This window comes from Pedobacter terrestris, assembly GCF_052343045.1.
GTDB lineage: Bacteria > Bacteroidota > Bacteroidia > Sphingobacteriales > Sphingobacteriaceae > Pedobacter.
The window spans coordinates 2,666,877-2,684,024 of sequence record NZ_CP180264.1 but is presented as its reverse complement, the minus strand read 5'-3'; the positions used below and the strand labels follow the sequence as shown (position 1 = coordinate 2,684,024).

The 17,148-nt window shown below is 38.1% G+C and carries 20 protein-coding genes; 13 read left to right on the top strand and 7 right to left on the bottom strand.

From position 1 onward, the window contains the following. Nucleotides 1–7: 7 nt before the first annotated feature. The 3 genes from ACJVDH_RS11445 (at nt 8) to ACJVDH_RS11435 (ending at nt 3,589) form a co-directional block, all read left to right on the top strand. Nucleotides 8–1,006, top strand: coding sequence for a PorP/SprF family type IX secretion system membrane protein (locus ACJVDH_RS11445; protein ID WP_443943536.1), 999 nt, complete (start codon nt 8–10; stop codon nt 1,004–1,006). 43 nt (nt 1,007–1,049) lie between these two features. Further along, nucleotides 1,050–2,996, top strand: coding sequence for an OmpA family protein (locus ACJVDH_RS11440; protein WP_443943535.1), 1,947 nt, complete (start codon nt 1,050–1,052; stop codon nt 2,994–2,996). Nucleotides 2,997–3,079: 83 nt separating this feature from the next. Further along, the gene (locus ACJVDH_RS11435) at nt 3,080–3,589 is read left to right on the top strand and encodes a YdeI/OmpD-associated family protein (RefSeq protein ID WP_443943534.1); all 510 of its coding nucleotides are present in this window, start codon (nt 3,080–3,082) and stop codon (nt 3,587–3,589) included. Here ACJVDH_RS11435 and ACJVDH_RS11430 read toward each other — a convergent pair. Continuing rightward, nucleotides 3,586–4,128, bottom strand: coding sequence for a hypothetical protein (locus tag ACJVDH_RS11430; protein ID WP_443943533.1), 543 nt, complete (start codon nt 4,126–4,128; stop codon nt 3,586–3,588). The two genes, ACJVDH_RS11435 and ACJVDH_RS11430, sit on opposite strands and share 4 nt — an antisense overlap. A gap of 82 nt (nt 4,129–4,210) precedes the next feature. On the opposite strand from ACJVDH_RS11430, the gene ACJVDH_RS11425 reads away from it, so the two are divergent. Further along, nucleotides 4,211–5,161 (top strand): bifunctional helix-turn-helix transcriptional regulator/GNAT family N-acetyltransferase, encoded by a 951-nt coding sequence (locus tag ACJVDH_RS11425; protein ID WP_443943532.1) that lies wholly within the window; start codon nt 4,211–4,213, stop codon nt 5,159–5,161. Nucleotides 5,162–5,218: 57 nt separating this feature from the next. On the opposite strand, the gene kdsB is transcribed toward ACJVDH_RS11425, so the two are convergent. The 3 genes from kdsB to trpS form a co-directional block, all read right to left on the bottom strand. Then, entirely contained in the window at nt 5,219–5,959 is a 741-nt protein-coding gene (kdsB, locus tag ACJVDH_RS11420) for a 3-deoxy-manno-octulosonate cytidylyltransferase (protein ID WP_443947621.1), read from the bottom strand. A 154-nt stretch (nt 5,960–6,113) separates the two neighbouring features. After that, nucleotides 6,114–6,728, bottom strand: a complete 615-nt coding sequence (locus tag ACJVDH_RS11415; RefSeq protein WP_443943531.1) for a deoxynucleoside kinase — start codon at nt 6,726–6,728, stop codon at nt 6,114–6,116. A gap of 78 nt (nt 6,729–6,806) precedes the next feature. Continuing rightward, on the bottom strand, nt 6,807–7,805 hold the full coding sequence (gene trpS / locus ACJVDH_RS11410; RefSeq protein ID WP_443943530.1) for a tryptophan--tRNA ligase: 999 nt from the start codon (nt 7,803–7,805) through the stop codon (nt 6,807–6,809). A 167-nt stretch (nt 7,806–7,972) separates the two neighbouring features. On the opposite strand from trpS, the gene ACJVDH_RS11405 reads away from it, so the two are divergent. From ACJVDH_RS11405 to ACJVDH_RS11380, 6 genes are all read left to right on the top strand, one after another. Then, the gene (locus tag ACJVDH_RS11405) at nt 7,973–8,698 is read left to right on the top strand and encodes a lysophospholipid acyltransferase family protein (RefSeq protein ID WP_443943529.1); all 726 of its coding nucleotides are present in this window, start codon (nt 7,973–7,975) and stop codon (nt 8,696–8,698) included. A gap of 1 nt (nt 8,699) precedes the next feature. Next, on the top strand, nt 8,700–8,990 hold the full coding sequence (gene gatC / locus ACJVDH_RS11400; protein ID WP_443943528.1) for an Asp-tRNA(Asn)/Glu-tRNA(Gln) amidotransferase subunit GatC: 291 nt from the start codon (nt 8,700–8,702) through the stop codon (nt 8,988–8,990). 50 nt (nt 8,991–9,040) lie between these two features. After that, nucleotides 9,041–9,799, top strand: coding sequence for an ABC transporter ATP-binding protein (locus tag ACJVDH_RS11395; protein WP_443943527.1), 759 nt, complete (start codon nt 9,041–9,043; stop codon nt 9,797–9,799). A 66-nt stretch (nt 9,800–9,865) separates the two neighbouring features. After that, on the top strand, nt 9,866–10,414 hold the full coding sequence (locus tag ACJVDH_RS11390; RefSeq protein ID WP_443943526.1) for a cob(I)yrinic acid a,c-diamide adenosyltransferase: 549 nt from the start codon (nt 9,866–9,868) through the stop codon (nt 10,412–10,414). A gap of 79 nt (nt 10,415–10,493) precedes the next feature. Beyond that, a complete protein-coding gene (locus ACJVDH_RS11385; RefSeq protein WP_010603503.1) occupies nt 10,494–10,715 on the top strand; it encodes a DUF2795 domain-containing protein in 222 nt (73 codons plus the stop codon). A 140-nt stretch (nt 10,716–10,855) separates the two neighbouring features. Continuing rightward, entirely contained in the window at nt 10,856–11,014 is a 159-nt protein-coding gene (locus ACJVDH_RS11380) for a lmo0937 family membrane protein (RefSeq protein ID WP_443943525.1), read from the top strand. Between the two features lie 26 nt (nt 11,015–11,040). On the opposite strand, the gene ACJVDH_RS11375 is transcribed toward ACJVDH_RS11380, so the two are convergent. After that, entirely contained in the window at nt 11,041–11,715 is a 675-nt protein-coding gene (locus tag ACJVDH_RS11375) for a 2-C-methyl-D-erythritol 4-phosphate cytidylyltransferase (RefSeq protein ID WP_443943524.1), read from the bottom strand. A 75-nt stretch (nt 11,716–11,790) separates the two neighbouring features. Then, entirely contained in the window at nt 11,791–12,840 is a 1,050-nt protein-coding gene (gene queA / locus ACJVDH_RS11370) for a tRNA preQ1(34) S-adenosylmethionine ribosyltransferase-isomerase QueA (protein WP_443943523.1), read from the bottom strand. Nucleotides 12,841–13,039: 199 nt separating this feature from the next. Here queA and ACJVDH_RS11365 point away from each other — a divergent pair, with 199 nt between their 5' ends. Beyond that, complete coding sequence (locus ACJVDH_RS11365) at nt 13,040–14,281, top strand: ABC transporter permease (protein WP_443943522.1); 1,242 nt, start codon at nt 13,040–13,042, stop codon at nt 14,279–14,281. Nucleotides 14,282–14,350: 69 nt separating this feature from the next. Here the strand turns inward: ACJVDH_RS11365 and ACJVDH_RS11360 are convergent, their stop codons facing one another. Then, the gene (locus tag ACJVDH_RS11360; RefSeq protein ID WP_443943521.1) at nt 14,351–15,547 is read right to left on the bottom strand and encodes a pyridoxal phosphate-dependent aminotransferase; all 1,197 of its coding nucleotides are present in this window, start codon (nt 15,545–15,547) and stop codon (nt 14,351–14,353) included. 116 nt (nt 15,548–15,663) lie between these two features. Here ACJVDH_RS11360 and ACJVDH_RS11355 point away from each other — a divergent pair, with 116 nt between their 5' ends. Continuing rightward, entirely contained in the window at nt 15,664–16,644 is a 981-nt protein-coding gene (locus ACJVDH_RS11355; protein ID WP_443943520.1) for a cation diffusion facilitator family transporter, read from the top strand. Beyond that, complete coding sequence (locus ACJVDH_RS11350) at nt 16,631–17,092, top strand: NUDIX domain-containing protein (RefSeq protein ID WP_443943519.1); 462 nt, start codon at nt 16,631–16,633, stop codon at nt 17,090–17,092. The genes ACJVDH_RS11355 and ACJVDH_RS11350 overlap by 14 nt, the downstream gene beginning before the upstream one ends. The last annotated feature ends 56 nt before the right edge of the window (nt 17,093–17,148 follow it).

The following is a 17,148-nucleotide window of genomic DNA, read 5'->3' as shown; positions in this document are numbered from 1 at the left end:
AACCGAAATGCCGGTTTCCCTTCTAAGAACAATGATGATGAGAAGAATAATCATACAATTAATTTTAATGCTGTCGGTATTTTCTGTGGCTTTTGCACAGCAAGATGCGCAGTACAGTCAGTACATGTTTAATGGTATTTATATCAACCCGGCTTATGCGGGCTATAAAGAAGTCTTAAATGTGCATGGTTTCTACAGAAGCCAATGGACAGGCATAACGGGTGCACCGAAAAGCATGTCGTTGGCTATTGATGCAATTGCAAACAATGGTAATGTGGGTTTAGCTCTGCAAGTATCTAGCGATAAGCTTGGTGCACAAACCAATCTTGCTGCTTACGGAAATTATTCCTATCGCATTGCGATGAATGATGACGGAAGTTCTCGCCTTGCATTGGGCTTAGGTGTTGGTATGGTACAGCTTGGTATTGATGGTTCTTTGTTAAATACAAATGACCCTGAACTTAACCAACCTGTAGGTATACAAAGTACAATTGTTCCAGATGCACGTGCCGGAGTTTACTTTGCGAACGACCGTTATTTTGCCGGTTTTTCTGTCGATAACTTAATTGCACAATATGTAGATATTGATCGATATGCATTTATTCCGCAACCAAAACCGCATTATTATTTAACCGCCGGCACATTAATCCCTTTGTCGTATGATTTTCAGTTGAAACCATCTTTTCTTTTAAAAGATGATCGTGGGGGGCCAACCAGTTTAGATATTAATGCATTTTTGATTATGAAAGATATTCTCTGGGTTGGTGGTTCTTACCGTACAGGTGTAAAATTGTACGATAAAAGTTATCTGCAAACCGATCTTACACCCCGTAACTCTGCAGTTGCAGCGGTGCAGATTTTTGCTTCAGAGAAACTGCGTATTGGTTATGCTTATGATTTTTCTATCGGCCCGTTGCAAGGGTACAGCAGCGGAACGCACGAGATTTCAATTGCCTTTTCATTCATTAAACCGAATATACGTTTGGCAACACCAAGGGTTTTTTAAACTAAATTAAATCAGTAATTTCGACGACTATCCAAACTATATAATGAAGAAGATTTTAATCGCTGCGTTTGTTATAGGTTCATTTTCGCTCTCCGCAAGTGCTCAATACGCAATGAAAGAGGCCGATAAACAATATGAGCTTTTCAATTACGCCAAAGCAATAGATTTGTATGAACAAGCTTATAAAAAGAAAGCAAGTTTACATGCCGCAGAACGACTGGCAAATGCATACAGTTTAAATAATAATTATTTGCAGGCCGAAAGCTGGTATGCAATTGCTTCCAAAATGTCTGGCAGCAACCCGGAAAATATTCTCGGTTATGCCCGTTCGTTGCAAAACAATTCAAAATATGTTGAAGCAAAAGTAGAGTATCAGAATTATATCGACCTGAAAAAAGATATCTCTGAAAAACAGCAAAACGTTTGGTTATCATCCTGCGATTCTGCCATAAAATGGATGGCACATCCAAAATTGCTGGAGATTACCAACTTTTCTGCGCTGAACAGTCCGCAGTCTGATTGGGGTGCTGTAGAATTTGAAGATGGTATTGTTTTTACTTCAGATCGTGCAAATACAACTTTGTCTGGAGGTGATAGCCGTCCGTTTTTAAAGTTTGATGGCGTTAAAGAACCCAATCAACGGCTTTACGGATGGACAGGCAACGGCTATTTGAAGCTCTATTATAAATCCAAAAACGATAGTCTAAAACTTTTTCCTTTGGCCGCGGGTACCAATTATCATGTAGGCTCAGCCAGTTTTACTGCCGATGGAAAAACCATGTATTTCACTTTAACTAAAATCCCGGAAAGACTGGAAAAACAAAAAGGGAAACCCATCACGGTTAACGTAGAAATTTACAGCAGCACGAAAGATCAAGATGGTGTTTGGCGCGAGCCGGTTTCGTTTCCGTATAATAATGTTAACGAATATTCGCTAGGTGATCCTTTCATTACCAGAGATGGTCAAAGCATCTATTTCGCCTCGAATATGCCTGGCGGAAAAGGTGGAACAGATATTTATGTAAGTGAAAAAACCGATGCCGGAGAGTGGGGAAAACCCATCAACCTGAAAGAAATTAATTCTGAAGGAAATGAACGCAGTCCGGCTTTTGACAGTAAAAATAACTTCTATTTTTCAAGTGATGGCCGCGTAGGTATGGGTGGTTTAGACGTGTATCGTGCTTTGCGCCAATCCGGAAATATTGGTGTTATCGAAAATATGGGTTATCCATTTAACTCGCCTCAAGATGATTTTGCTTTCAGCTTTAGCGAAAAAGCTGGTACTGTTTATCTGTCTTCTAACAGAAGTAACGGTAGCGGAAATGACGATATTTACGAATTGGATCAAAAACAGATTTTGAGTTTTAAACTGGAAGGCAGAATTTTTGATCGCAAAAGCACGCAACCACTCAGCAATGCAATTGTTACGCTTGCGAAAGTAAATGGCACCAGCATTAAAACCATTAGCGATGATAACGGACATTATGCTTTTAACCTTGCAAAAGAAACCGAGTACAACGTTTCTGCAGATAAAACAGGTTATCAGTCTGATGTAGAAAACCTCGCTACAATTGGGCTAAACAGCTCTGAAGTTTTGGTGCAAAACCTCTATCTGGAAGCAATTGAAATTGATAAAGCCATTCGTCTTGAAAATATTTATTATGATTTCGATAAGTGGGATATCCGGCCAGATGCCGCTGCAGAATTGGATAAACTGGTTAAAATAATGACCAATAATCCAACCATCTGGATTGAGCTTGGTTCACATACCGATAGCCGAGGCAACGATGCGTACAATCTAAAACTTTCTCAGAAACGCGCGGATGCTGCGGTGGTATATATTATTTCTAAAGGCATAAACAAAAACAGAATCAGCGCGAAAGGTTATGGCGAAACCAAACTTCTGAACCGCTGTGCAAATGGTGTAGATTGCACCGACAATGAACATCAACTGAACCGACGAACAGAATTTAAAATTGTAAAACAATAAATAGAAATAAAACGCCTGCACAAGCAGGCGTTTTTTGTTTGTGCTTTTTTGTATCAAAACCTTTAAAATTCTAATTTTAACTTATGGTACATTTTAAATCAGAAATTGAGAAGTTTGATAAAATGGGCGAGAAAACAGGATGGAGTTATATTTTTCTTCCTGCTGCACTTGCGCAACAAATTAAAAAAGATTGTAAGAGCAGTTTCCGCATCCGCGGGAAAATTGACCAGCTTGAAATTAGTGGTATGGCCGTAATGCCAATGGGCGAAGGCAATTTTATTCTTGCGCTAAAAAGCGAAGTGCGTAAAAAGCTTAAAAAGGAAGCAGGAAGTAAAGTAACGTTAAGCTTAGAAGAAGATGTAGACTTCAAAGTTGAAATGCCAGAAGACCTGGAAATTTGTTTAAGCGAAGAAACACGGCTGATGGAGAATTTTATGCGTTTACCCAAATCGCACCGCAACTATTACATCAATTGGATCAATCAGGCAAAAACGGAAGTTACACGTACCAAACGCATTACACAAACGTTAACGGCAATGGATAAGCAACAAACTTATGGAGAAATGATCCGTAGCCACAAATCAGAAAATTAACAACATTTATAATATACCTTCACTTTTTGGTCTGCAGTGCTCCAGGCAATATAGAGGTTACTTTCTTTGCCCAATCTGTATCGAAAACCATTTAACTGGTTTTTTTTCAGTTCTTCAAAAAAAGTTTTATCTGGTGTGTTGTTGTCAGATTGCTGATCTTCTAAAACTGCCGGTTCAAGAAAATTTTCTTCATCAAAAAAATTCGCGGCAATATTTTTAATGAAACTTTGGCGATCTTTTTCTTTGCGTAAATCAATGTTCGGATCGGTATTGTCTACAAGCGATTTTGCATTTAAATCCACATTGTAAATCTCTTTTCCGGCCGCTGTAATAATTTTAAATTTTAGCAGCATATCATCCGTTTTCTCTCCTTTAAGCTCAATAACAAAAGTATCCAGCGCCGTAGTGTCAGAAAAATTCTTTTGTACACTTGTAGATCCTTTAAATGCGGCAGCAGCTTTATCTTCTGCGCTGTTGCGGTCTTGTTGACATGCGTATAAAGTGCAAAATAGGATCGAAAGGCATACAAGTTTTTTCATAGAGTGATTTTTTTTAAATGTAATAAAATTGGATAATAAAATCATAATTCTATATTTGTGTAATTAGTTACGTAATTAGTTTATGGAGTTTTTTAGAAAAACCGGAAAGGTTGCCATCGGCAGCCGTTTAAGAATGCTGACGGATAAAGTGACAGAAGATGCAGGCCAGATTTACCAGCTTTACGATGTAGATATGCAACCCAAATGGTTTCCTGTTTTTTATGCTTTAGCCAATGGCGAGGAAAAAACAATAACGGAGCTTGCACGCGAGATTGGCCATTCCCATCCTTCAGTAAGCAAGATTATCAGCGAAATGCTACGGAAAGGTTATGTGGATGATAAACGCGACAGCCAGGATGCACGCCGAAATGTGGTACGACTTTCTGAAGCGGGGAAAGAAGTATCTGCAAAAATTGAAAACCAGCTGATTGATGTAAATGCTGCGGTAGAAGAGCTTTCTGCACAGGCCACACATGATTTGTGGCAAGCCATTGAAGAATGGGAATTTTTATTAGAAAGAAAAAGTTTATTAAAAAGAGTAATGGAAAAGAAAAAAGAAAGAGATAGTCTTTCAATTCAAATTGTAGATTATACTGCAGAACACCATCCGGCTTTTAAAGCACTGAATGAGGAATGGATTTCTAAATATTTTACAATGGAAGAATCGGATTATAAAGCGCTTGATAATCCTGATGGCTACATTTTAAATAAAGGTGGTTTCATTAAAGTTGCGCTTTTTGAAGGCGAGCCGGTTGGTGTTTGTGCCATGATCAAAATGGAAGGAGGCTATGATTTTGAGCTGGCTAAAATGGCTGTATCTCCAAAAGCCCAGGGAAAAAATGTTGGTTTTTTGGTAGCAAGTGCCGTTATTGAAAAAGCCAAAACGTTAGGCGCAACTAAAATTTATCTGGAGAGCAATACCATACTGGCTCCGGCAATTAACTTGTACCACAAATTGGGTTTCGAAAAGGTTGTCGGTAAACCAACGCCTTATGCGCGTTGCAACATCCAAATGGAATTGAACATTAAATAGGCAAGGGGAGAAAATTGTTCTTTAAAATCCGGTAAACATCTGCTTGCCGGATTTTTTTTATGCATCAGGTAAATTTAGTTTCAACAAATCTTCTGGAGTATCAATCGCAATCGTTTCCAGATTTGTGATTTGCGTTTTAATTTTGTACCCGTTTTCAATCCAACGCAGTTGCTCCAAACTTTCGGCTTTTTCAAGAGCTGAAGGTGCCAGTTTGGTTATTGCATTTAAAACCTCAACCCGGTAACCGTAAATGCCAATATGTTTGTAAAATGAATGGCTTTTAATCCAGTCTTTTTCTTCCGCATTGCGGATAAAAGGAATTGGATGCCGACTAAAATATATCGCTTCCTGTTGGGTGTTGATCACCACTTTCGGACTATTCACATTAAACAATTCATCTGTACTGACAATAGGTTTAATCAGCGTAGCCAGCTCGGTGTCTTGTCCACCTGTAAAACACGAAGCCAATAAATCAATTTGAGCCGGATCAATAAAAGGTTCATCTCCCTGAATATTGATCGCAACCTGGTAATCTGGGTAATGCGCAACAACTTCTGCGCAACGGTCTGTACCACTTTGGTGCACATGGCTGGTTAAGCAATATAAACCACCAAATTTTTTAACTTCTTCTACAATCCTTTCATCGTCTGTTGCCACCACAACTTTACTTAAACTTTCGCATTTTGATGCCTGCTCATACACGCGCTGCAACATGGTTTTTCCGGCAATTTGTACAAGCGGTTTGCCCGGGAAACGGGTAGAAGCATAACGCGCCGGAATGATGCCGATAAATTTCAATTTCTTATGATCGCTCATGTGGTTAATGTGATGGATTGTAAAAAGCCGAACGGCTGTTAAGTTAATTTACCAGATTGAAAATGTAATTTCAATCTGGCAAAAGAATAGTGTAGGCGTATTAAGCACTCAAAGCTATCAACGGCTGGATAGTGTTTTAAAATAAGCCGTGAATTTCGGCTTCTATTGCTTGGATAACCGTACCTAAATCTTCAGGGTTATTGGTAAAATCCAATTTGTCTTTATCAAGAATCAAAAGTTTACCCAATTTATAGCCTTTAATCCAAGCCTCATATTTTTCATTTAGTTTAGACAAATAATCAATGCGTATACCCGCTTCGTATTCGCGGCCACGGCGTTGTATATTGTTCACCAACGTTGGTACAGAAGCGCGTAGATAAACCAATAAATCTGGTGGTTTAATAAAAGAAGTAATGTTATCAAAAATAGCGCGGTAATTTTCGTGATCTCGTGTGGTCATCAGCGCCATGTCGTGCAGGTTTTCTGCAAAAATATGGGCGTCTTCATAAATAGTCCGATCCTGAATTACATTACGGCTATTTTTTTCAATATCGGTGATTTGCTGGAAACGGCTGTTTAAGAAATAAATCTGAAGGTTAAAACTCCAGCGTTTCATATCTCCGTAAAAGTCTTCCAGGTAAGGATTATTATCTACCGCTTCATAAAGCGCTTCCCAGCCGTAGTTTTTGGCCAATAAACCTGTAAGGGTTGTTTTGCCCGCGCCTATATTTCCTACTATTGCTATATGCATATATTGTTTTGCTTGCAGATAAGCCTTTTGCGTCAGGTATTTTACATACCAACCGCTAAGCGCTTAACCCAATTTCAATTAAAAACTTTTAAAACCGATTAACTTGCGCACTTCTTTTATCGTTTTCTGTGCACTTTCACGCGCCTTTAACGCACCGTGTTTTGCTACTTGTCTTAAATATAAATCATCTTTAGACAATTCTTCAATACGTTCTCTTATTGGCGTGTTAAAAACAATCATATCTTCAGCCAATTGCTTTTTTAAATCACCATAGCGAATTTGCATTTTGTTGTATAAACCATCAAAATGCTCAATGGTATCTGGTGTAGAAACAATTTTCATTAAATCGAACAGGTTTTGAATCGCTTCTGGTTTCTCCTGGTTTTCTTCAGTCGGGCCGCTATCACTTACCGCTCTGGAAACTTTTTTACGGATAATCTCCGGACTGTCTGATAAATAAATACAGTTTCCATCCCCGTCAGATTTACTCATTTTTCCTTTGCCTTCCAAGCCGGGTACTTTAACTAAATTATCTGCATAGTTAAAAGCAAAAGATTCTGGGAAGAAATCTGCATTATACATTCTGTTAAAACGGTTACCGAAGTTACGTGTCATCTCTAAATGTTGTTCCTGATCTTTACCTACCGGAACTTTTGTAGCGCGGTGAATTAAAATATCTGCAGCCATTAAAGTTGGATAGGTTAATAAACCTGCATTGACATTATCTGGATTGGATCTGATTTTCTCTTTAAATGAAGCACTGCGCTCAAGTTCGCCCAAATACGCATTCATATTTAGATAAAGATAAAGTTCAGAGACTTCCGGAACGTCAGATTGTACATATATAGTTGTCTCTTCCGGATTAATTCCGCAAGCCAAATATTCTACTAAAACGTGGCGAACATAACCATGTAAATCGCCAGGAGTTGGGTGAGTTGTTAACGAGTGAAGATCTGCAATAAAAAAATAGCAGTTATAATCGTACTGCATCTTCACAAAGTTGGTTACCGCGCCAAAATAATTTCCTAAATGTAGCTTTCCTGTTGGCCTGATGCCACTCACCACTGTTTCTTTCATAATGGCACGAAATTAAAAATAAATTGGATTATAAAGCGATAATTATCGAAGGAGATTTCGAAATTAGATACACCATTTAACTTTTAGATTAACTAACCCGAGCAAAGTCAATAAATATTCTGCACAGGTATAGGTTATATTCATCCTTTTTATATTTTTGGACACCTATGATTCGATTTCTCAAACGTATCCACCGCGCCTGGTTTCTGTTCTGGATTCTTTTTTTCTTCCTATTGCTGTATCCTTTGTATTATTTTACATCAAAAAATCCGAAATATTATAGCTGGCTAAATTTTGGACGAAAGTTAAATAGCTTTTTTCCAAGCCTGTTTTCTGGCGTTTTTTACCGGTACACTTTTGAAGAAAAGCTAAGTAGAAATAAAACCTACGTGTATTGTTCCAATCATACCTCAAATCTGGATATTATGGTTTTTTGTGTCATGACCAGTGGAAACTATCATTTTATGGGAAAAGATGAACTTTTGCAAAGCCCCATATTAAGGATATTTTTTAGCACCATTGATATTGCCGTAAACCGGGAAAGTAAGATTTCTGCATTCCGCGCATTTAAAAGGGCCGGTGATGATCTGGAAAAAGGAATGAGTTTGGTAATCTTCCCCGAAGGGAAAATTGATGACCATTATCCGCCGCGTTTGGGCGAGTTTAAAAATGGCCCTTTTAGATTGGCGATAGAAAAAAATATTCCTCTGGTTCCGGTAAGCATCACGAACATCTGGAAAATTAACTGGGATGATGGCGCTAAATATGGAAGTAAGCCGGGGATTTGCGATATTTACATTCATAAACCCATTGATACTTCTGTAATGACAGCAGAGGACGCTGATCTTTTAAAAGACCAGGTTTTTAATTTAATAAACAGTAAACTTGTGTAGCATGATTTTAGACGCGCAAACCATTCATAAAATTGCCGATCTGGCACGTATTCAGATCGAAGAAAAAGAAGTAGAAACATTAATTCCGGAAATGAATAAGATTTTATCTTTTATGGAGAAACTTAACGAGCTGGATACAAGTAATGTTAAGCCGCTTGTATATATGAATGAAACTGCAAATGTTTGGCGAGAAGATGTAGTAAAACAAGAAATTTCTACGGCTGATGGATTGAAAAACGCCGCCAAACACAACGATCAGTTTTTCATGGTACCGAAAATTATCGAAAAGTAATCCGGCCTTTGTAACATCCCAGCCACAACGTGGTCAAAAAGAGAAAAACCATGCAAAAACCAATCATTACAATTAAAGAAATCGGACGTAAATATGTTATTGGAACAGAAGTAATCCATGCATTGAAATCCGTTTCCTTAGATATTAATAAAGGCGAGTTTGTTGCTCTGATGGGACCATCAGGATCGGGAAAATCTACTTTGATGAATATTTTGGGTTGTTTGGATACGCCAACCAGCGGTTCTTATATATTAAACGGAACTGACGTCAGCCGCATGAGTGATGACGATCTTGCTGAAGTAAGAAACAAAGAAATTGGTTTCGTTTTTCAGACATTTAATCTTTTGCCACGTTCTACATCTTTAGATAATGTTGCTCTTCCTTTAATTTACGCGGGTTTTAGTCGGAAAGTTAGAGAAGAAAAAGCCAAAGCTGCTTTAGAAAGTGTAAACCTGGGCAATCGGATGGATCACAAACCCAACGAGCTTTCTGGAGGTCAGCGCCAACGTGTGGCTGTTGCACGTGCCTTGATTAATAATCCTTCTATTATCCTGGCCGATGAACCTACCGGAAACTTAGATACTAAAACATCTATAGAAATTATGGGGCTGCTTGAAGAAATTCACAGCAAAGGAAACACCATTATTTTGGTTACGCACGAAGAAGATATTGCACAACACGCCCACCGTATTGTACGGATGCGTGATGGCTTAATTGAAAATGATTATGTAAATACAGAGGTGAAATCTGTATCTCCGAGATTACAGGCACTAAACGAAAGTGGTAGCGACTGGGAGAAAATGAATTAAGCCATAAATTCCTGGTATGGGACTTTTAGGATTTTGCATAATAATTCCCCTTTAGGGATTTGGGATATGAAAATTTATACAAAAACTGGCGATAAAGGCCAGACGTCTTTAATTGGTGGAACGCGTGTTCCTAAATATCACCTTAGAATTGAAGCTTATGGAACAGTAGATGAACTAAACTCGCACATTGGTTTAATTATGTGCCAGCCAATAGATCCGCATCATCAAAAGTTGTTGAAAGAAATTCAGGATCGTTTGTTTACCGTTGGCGCAGACCTTGCCGCTGACCCTGAGAAATCAAGAATGAAAATTCCGGATTTGCATGATTCTGACATCACTTTACTGGAGTCTGAGATGGATGTAATGAACGAGTTGCTACCGCCTTTAAAACATTTCGTGTTACCAGGTGGCAATAATGCAGTTGCATACTGCCATATTGCCCGTTGTGTATGCAGACGCGCAGAAAGACTTACGGTTGAACTTGCAGAAAATAGCGTTGTAAATGAGCGTATAACCATTTATTTAAACCGTCTGAGCGATTATTTATTCGTTTTGGCACGAAAACTGACAATGGATTTTAATGTGGAAGAAAACATTTGGATCCCGCGTGTGTAAAGGTTGAAAAATAAGTTTGTTTTGCTCGAAAATTTTGATATAATTTGCGCAACGAAAAAGCAATTAACTGAATAAAGATATGTATTGGACATTAGAATTAGCATCGCACTTGGAAGACGCACCTTGGCCTGCAACTAAAGACGAATTAATTGATTATGGAATCCGCTCTGGTGCACCGGTAGAAGTGATAGAAAACTTGCAAGCACTAGAAGATGATGGCGAACCTTATGAAACGATTGAGGAAATTTGGCCAGATTATCCGACGAAAGAAGACTTCTTCTTTAACGAAGATGAATACTAAAATAATTGATGAAGCCTCTCAGAAATGAGAGGCTTTTTATATTCAATTGTTTGGCAATAGGGTTTAGCTTTGATGACATTTTTTAAACAAAAAACGACTGTTCGTGTTACTACAGTATCATTTACTTAAAAATTAACACGATGGGAAATTTATTGTATTTAGTAGCGGTAGTATTGGTAATACTTTGGCTTATAGGATTTGTATTTCATGGCTTTGGCGACGTAGGTGGGATCATCCACGTTTTATTGGTTATCGCAGTAATTGCGATTTTACTTAAAGTAATTGGCCGGGCTGCCTAAAACATAGCAAAGCCCTTTAAGTTTGCTTAAAGGGCTTTCTTTTGGAGTGTTAATTCTGCAAACTCCAGATCTATAGGGTAAGTAATTTTAATATTGCTTTTTTCTCCTTCCACAATCCGAATGGCGTGTCCCTGCTGTTCAATCACACTGGCATCATCCGTAAAATCTGACGAAAAATCTTGATTGTACGCATCTTTAAGCAAATCTATCTTGAAAGTTTGTGGCGTTTGCACCAGATAAAAATCATCACGGTTAACCATTTTTGTAGATGTGCCAACAAGCTGACGGATGGAATCAGTTGATTTCACAGCGGCGATGGCATTTCCAAATTCCAGCGCATGGCTATAACAATCGTCAATAAGTTTGGTTGATGTTAAACACCTTACGGCATCATGTACGGCAACTACTCCATCTCCATTGATCAAATCAAGTGCATTTTTAACCGAATGAAAACGTTCTTTTCCTCCAGCAACAATCTGGTGTGGAACATGAAAATTAAATTCTTGACATAGGTTTTGCCAAAGCTGATGATAATCAGGGTGGATTACTACAATAATTTCAGGATAAAAGCTGCTTTGAGCAAAAGTTTTAATGGTATGCATCAAAACCGGAATCCCACAGAGTAGAAGGAATTGTTTGGGCGTTTCGGTTTGCATTCGATTGCCTGAACCGCCGGCTACGATAATGGCGTAGTGTTTCATATTGTAGGTATCAAGACAAGAGTATCAAGTATTGAGATTCGTACTCCTTACTTGATACTCGCTACTTGAATCTAATTAGATAATCAGCATGGCGTCACCATAGCTGTAAAATTTATATTTTTCTTTTACAGCAACTTCATAAGCATTCATTACATGGTCATAACCACCAAATGCACTGATCATCATTAATAATGTTGATTCAGGTGTATGGAAGTTGGTGATCATGGAATTTGCAATACTGAAATCATAAGGAGGGAAGATAAATTTGCTCGTCCAGTCGTTTGCTGCTTTCAATGTTCTGTTTGCAGAAACCGCAGATTCTATAGAACGCATAGAAGTCGTACCAACGGCACAAATTCTTCTTTTTTCTTCAATTGCCTTATTTACAATATCCGCATCTTTCTGCTCAATAATAAACTGCTCAGAATCCATTTTGTGCTTAGTCAGATCTTCAACCTCAACAGTTCTAAAAGTACCTAAACCAACATGTAAAGTAACTTCTGCAAAGTTAATTCCTTTCAATTCCAGTCGCTTCATCAATTCGCGGCTAAAGTGCAAACCAGCAGTTGGAGCGGCTACAGCGCCTTCGTGTTTTGCGAAAATGGTTTGGTAACGCTCTTTATCTTCTAAAGTTGCTTTACGTTTAATATATTTAGGAAGAGGTGTTTCGCCCAATATTTCTACATTGCGTCTAAACTCCTCGTCGGTACCTTCAAATAAGAAACGGATGGTACGGCCACGTGAAGTCGTATTGTCTACAACTTCTGCAACCAATAAATCATTATCTCCAAAATACAATTTGTTTCCCACTCGGATTTTACGTGCCGGATCTACCAAAACATCCCATAAACGCAATTCTTTATTCAATTCACGCAATAGAAAAACTTCAATAGTTGCACCAGTTTTTTCCTTGTTTCCATATAAACGGGCAGGAAAAACCTTCGTGTTGTTCAAGATCATAACATCCTGGTCATCAAAGTAACCTAAAACGTCTTTGAAAATTTTATGTTCAATTTTACCGCTGTCTTTGTGCAAAACCATTAAACGCGCTTCATCGCGTTCTTCTGATGGATTGTGTGCAATAAGTGACTCTGGTAAGTTGAATTTGAATTGTGATAATTTCATTCCTGATGAATTTTTTGAGGTGCAAAAATACGAATTTAATTTTTCTTTTTAATATTTTATCAAACGCATATCGATTATATTATGTTTTAATTGCTTAACAATCAAAATTGTTGCCCGGATAAAGGACTTCAAAATTTAATTTGATTAGTTTTGGTATAGGCTGTAACGTTTCATCCTTAATGCGGTCTAATCTACAATTATGATAATCTTCAGGCTAATAGGCGAGAGTTTCCGTTTTGCATTTGATGCACTGCGCCAAAATAAAATGCGCACCATGTTATCCCTTTTGGCCATCACCATCGGGATTTTTACCATAATTGCAGTTTTTTCTGCGGTTGATACTTTTCGGGGTAAATTACAAGCAAGCGTAGATAAATTGGGTTCTAATACCATTTACGTACAAAAATGGCCTTGGATTTTTGGAGATTATCCCTGGTGGAAATATATGAACCGGCCGCAACCTTCACTCAGAGATTTCGATGCTTTAAAAGAACGTATGGTACATGCTGATGGCATTACTTTTGAAATCTCGACGAGCGACCGTACAGTAAAATACCGAAGCAGTTCTGTTGAAGGTGTGTATGTTTCTGGCGCATCGCAAGATTTTAATAAAACCTGGAGTTTTGAATTGCAGGATGGGAGATATTATACAGAAAACGAAAGCAAATACGGAACGCCGGTTTGTTTAATGGGTGCAGATATTTCTGACGGATTATTTGGCAGCGATAACCCAATTGGAAAGCAGGTATTGGTTTTAGGTCGCCGTGTAACTGTTATTGGGGTGTTTAAAAAAGAAGGTGAAGATATGTTTGGCACCTCACTGGACAAAAGTTTATACATTCCCATCAACTTTGCAAAAGGTATTTTAGACATCCGTAATGAGCGGTATAATCCGCAAATTACCGTTCGGGGTTCAGAAAATGTGAGTTTAGACGAAATTGAAAGTGAACTACGCGGTTTAATGCGCTCCATTCATCGTATAAGACCGGGAGCTGAAGATGATTTTGCATTGAATAAAACAACCCTGATTTCCAATCAACTGGATACCATGTTTAGCGTGGTGAATCTGGCCGGCTGGATTATTGGTGGCTTTTCTATTCTGGTTGGTGGTTTCAGTATTGCCAATATTATGTTTGTTTCTGTTAAAGAACGAACCAATATTATTGGTATCCAAAAATCACTCGGCGCTAAAAATTATTTTATCTTATTGCAGTTTATATTTGAATCGATTACGCTGTGTTTAATGGGCGGGGTTCTTGGTTTGTTACTGGTATATCTAGGAACCCTGCTCTCTACGTATGGTTTTGGTTTTGAGATTACGTTGGGTTTAAAAAATATTAATCTTGGCGTGTGGATTTCCGTCATCATTGGAACGATTTCCGGATTTTGGCCGGCCTTTTCTGCATCGAGATTAGATCCTGTAGAAGCGATCCGTTCTTAATCTTTTAAAAATAGACGACATAAAAAAATGCCTTGCTAAACAGCAAGGCATTTTTTTATGTAAAGCCAACTAGGATAATTTTCCTAAAGCTTCTTTAATTCTTCTTAACGCTTCTGTTAAGCTCTCATCAGAAGCGGCGTAAGAAAGGCGGATATAATTGTCATTTCCAAATGAATCTCCACCTACAGTAGCTACATGCCCAACATTTAGTAAATATAAAGCCAGGTCTGATGAATTTTTAATTTCATTTCCTTCTGCATCTTTCTTTCCAAAAAATGAACTGATTTCCGGGAAGAAATAAAATGCGCCTTCTGGCAGGTTTGTTTTTACACCCGGAATTTCATTCAACAAATTGTAAACCAATTCTCTTCTGCGTGCAAATGCTTTTTTCATTTCCAACACACTTTCTAAGCCTTGTTCATAAGCTGCAATTCCGGCACGTTGTGCAATTGAGCAACTACCAGAAGTGGTTTGCCCCTGAAGTTTATCATTTGCAGCGGCAATTTCTTTACTTGCTGCAATGTAACCCAGGCGCCATCCTGTCATCGCGAAAGCTTTAGAAAATCCGTTTACAATAATTACGCGTTCTTTAATACTGTCAAATTGTGCAATAGATTCATGTTTATCAACAAAGTTGATGTGCTCATAAATTTCATCAGAAAGGATAAAAATATCCGGATGTTTCTCAAAAACCTCAACCAATGCAGCCAATTCCGATTTGCTGTAAACAGAACCTGTCGGATTACAAGGTGAAGAGAACATAAACAGCTTGGTTTTTGGCGTAATTGCTGCTTCCAACTGAGCTGGTGTAATTTTAAAGTTGCTTTCGATATCTGTATTGATAAACACAGATTTACCTTCTGCAAGTGTTACCATTTCTGAGTAAGAAACCCAGTAAGGAGTAGGTATAATGACTTCATCATCCGGATTAATCAAGGTTAAAATTACGTTTGATAAAGATTGTTTTGCGCCGTTAGACACCACAATCTGCGAAATGTCGTAATCCAGATTATTCTCGTTTTTTAATTTTGCAACAATCGCCTGGCGAAGATCAGGATATCCCGGTACCGGAGAGTATCGGGTATAGTTTTCATCCAAAGCTTTTTTTGCAGCATTTTTTACATGGTCAGGCGTATTAAAATCGGGTTCGCCAACACTTAAACTAATGACATTAATTCCCTTGGAAGCCAATTCGCGGCCAAGTTTGGTCATTTTTAGGGTTGCAGATTCTGAAAGGTTATTGATTCTTTGTGATAAGATGCTCATGGTTAATTACTTTGAACGCAAATATATAAACCAAATATTATTCTGCGCTGAAAAAGGAATAATATTTATCATTTAATTTATCCGATAAGCGTACTTTTGGAAAAAATTCTTCCACAGTGAAAAAGAAAGCGATTGTAATCTCCCTGCTCATTAGTATAGTATTGATGCTGGCAAAATTCGCAGCTTACTTTATCACGGGCTCAAACTCCATTTTAACAGATGCCGCAGAAAGTATTGTCAATGTAATTGCAGGTAGTTTTGCCTTTTACAGCATTTATTTAAGCACGCAACCGCGTGATGAAAATCACCCTTACGGGCATGGAAAAGTTGAATTTTTTTCGGTTTTTGTTGAAGGGATTTTAATTCTGATTGCGGGCGTTATCATTATCTTTAAATCTTCTTTCAACTTAATTTATCCACATCAGATTGGTGAACTGCTTTACGGAACGTTAATTATCGGTGTTACCGGACTTATTAATATGGTGGTTGGGATGTATTTAATCCGGATTGGAAAACGCGAACATTCTGTTACTTTACAAGCCGATGGTAAACATCTTTTAACAGATACTTACACAAGTGCCGGAATTGTTTTCGGATTAATCTTAATTCATTTTACAGGGTTCATTTGGTTAGATAGTTTGTTGTCCATTCTGGTTGGTTTTTATATTGTTTACACCGGTTATAAACTTACGCGCGGTTCTGTGGGCGGATTAATGGATGAAAGCGATTTTACACTGGTGGAAGAAGTAGTAGACGTTTTGCAGAAAAACCGCCATAATCCATGGATTGATGTACACAATCTGCGTACACAACAATATGGGCCAGAATTTCATATTGATTGCCACGTAACCTTGCCGTACTATTTTGACCTTAACAAAGTTCATCGGGAAATTTCTCAAATTGATGAACTCATTAATAGTAGCGGCGTGCGCAAAGCTGAACTCTTTATCCATGCAGATCCGTGCTTGCCAGAATGTTGCCATTATTGCCACATGAGCGAATGTAGCGTAAGGGCCGAAACGTTTAGAGGCGAAATTGTTTGGACACCAGAAATTGTAATCAAAAACAAAAAACATTTCGAAAATGAGCTACTTTAATGTTCGGGTTTACGGGTTGCTCATCAATGCGCAAAATCAAGTGTTGGTGAGCGATGAAGAAGAATATGGATTTCGGTTCAGCAAATTTCCGGGCGGCGGATTGGAATTTGGTGAAGGATTGATTGACGGTTTGAAACGTGAATTTGTAGAAGAATGCCATGCAGAAATTGACGTAACAGCTCATTTCTACACAACAGATTTTTATGAAAAATCTGCTTTCAACGATAGTCAGATTATCAGTATTTATTATCTGGTAAAAGAAAAAGCTCCATTAGAATTGGCATTTAAAGACAAGATTTTTGATTTCGGTGTTGAAGGAGAATTGCTGCAAGCATTTAGGTGGGTTTCTATCTCAGAATTGGATGTTGAAGAAATCACTTTTAAAACAGATAAAAAAGTTGCAGAGATGTTAAAGGCTCAATTTTCGTCGGCGATGAAGAGAGATTGAATTCCTAAAACAGAATTTAATCTCCCTTTGTTCTTTAACCTGTCGTATTTATGGCT

Coding starts and splice junctions, on each gene's coding strand:
- ACJVDH_RS11445 (WP_443943536.1), top strand. CDS start 8: ATGCCGGTTTCCCTTCTAAGAACAATGATGATGAGAAGAATAATCATA.
- ACJVDH_RS11440 (WP_443943535.1), top strand. CDS start 1,050: ATGAAGAAGATTTTAATCGCTGCGTTTGTTATAGGTTCATTTTCGCTC.
- ACJVDH_RS11435 (WP_443943534.1), top strand. CDS start 3,080: ATGGTACATTTTAAATCAGAAATTGAGAAGTTTGATAAAATGGGCGAG.
- ACJVDH_RS11430 (WP_443943533.1), bottom strand. CDS start 4,128: ATGAAAAAACTTGTATGCCTTTCGATCCTATTTTGCACTTTATACGCA.
- ACJVDH_RS11425 (WP_443943532.1), top strand. CDS start 4,211: ATGGAGTTTTTTAGAAAAACCGGAAAGGTTGCCATCGGCAGCCGTTTA.
- ACJVDH_RS11415 (WP_443943531.1), bottom strand. CDS start 6,728: ATGCATATAGCAATAGTAGGAAATATAGGCGCGGGCAAAACAACCCTT.
- trpS (WP_443943530.1), bottom strand. CDS start 7,805: ATGAAAGAAACAGTGGTGAGTGGCATCAGGCCAACAGGAAAGCTACAT.
- ACJVDH_RS11405 (WP_443943529.1), top strand. CDS start 7,973: ATGATTCGATTTCTCAAACGTATCCACCGCGCCTGGTTTCTGTTCTGG.
- gatC (WP_443943528.1), top strand. CDS start 8,700: ATGATTTTAGACGCGCAAACCATTCATAAAATTGCCGATCTGGCACGT.
- ACJVDH_RS11395 (WP_443943527.1), top strand. CDS start 9,041: ATGCAAAAACCAATCATTACAATTAAAGAAATCGGACGTAAATATGTT.
- ACJVDH_RS11390 (WP_443943526.1), top strand. CDS start 9,866: ATGAAAATTTATACAAAAACTGGCGATAAAGGCCAGACGTCTTTAATT.
- ACJVDH_RS11385 (WP_010603503.1), top strand. CDS start 10,494: ATGTATTGGACATTAGAATTAGCATCGCACTTGGAAGACGCACCTTGG.
- ACJVDH_RS11380 (WP_443943525.1), top strand. CDS start 10,856: ATGGGAAATTTATTGTATTTAGTAGCGGTAGTATTGGTAATACTTTGG.
- ACJVDH_RS11375 (WP_443943524.1), bottom strand. CDS start 11,715: ATGAAACACTACGCCATTATCGTAGCCGGCGGTTCAGGCAATCGAATG.
- queA (WP_443943523.1), bottom strand. CDS start 12,840: ATGAAATTATCACAATTCAAATTCAACTTACCAGAGTCACTTATTGCA.
- ACJVDH_RS11365 (WP_443943522.1), top strand. CDS start 13,040: ATGATAATCTTCAGGCTAATAGGCGAGAGTTTCCGTTTTGCATTTGAT.
- ACJVDH_RS11360 (WP_443943521.1), bottom strand. CDS start 15,547: ATGAGCATCTTATCACAAAGAATCAATAACCTTTCAGAATCTGCAACC.
- ACJVDH_RS11350 (WP_443943519.1), top strand. CDS start 16,631: ATGAGCTACTTTAATGTTCGGGTTTACGGGTTGCTCATCAATGCGCAA.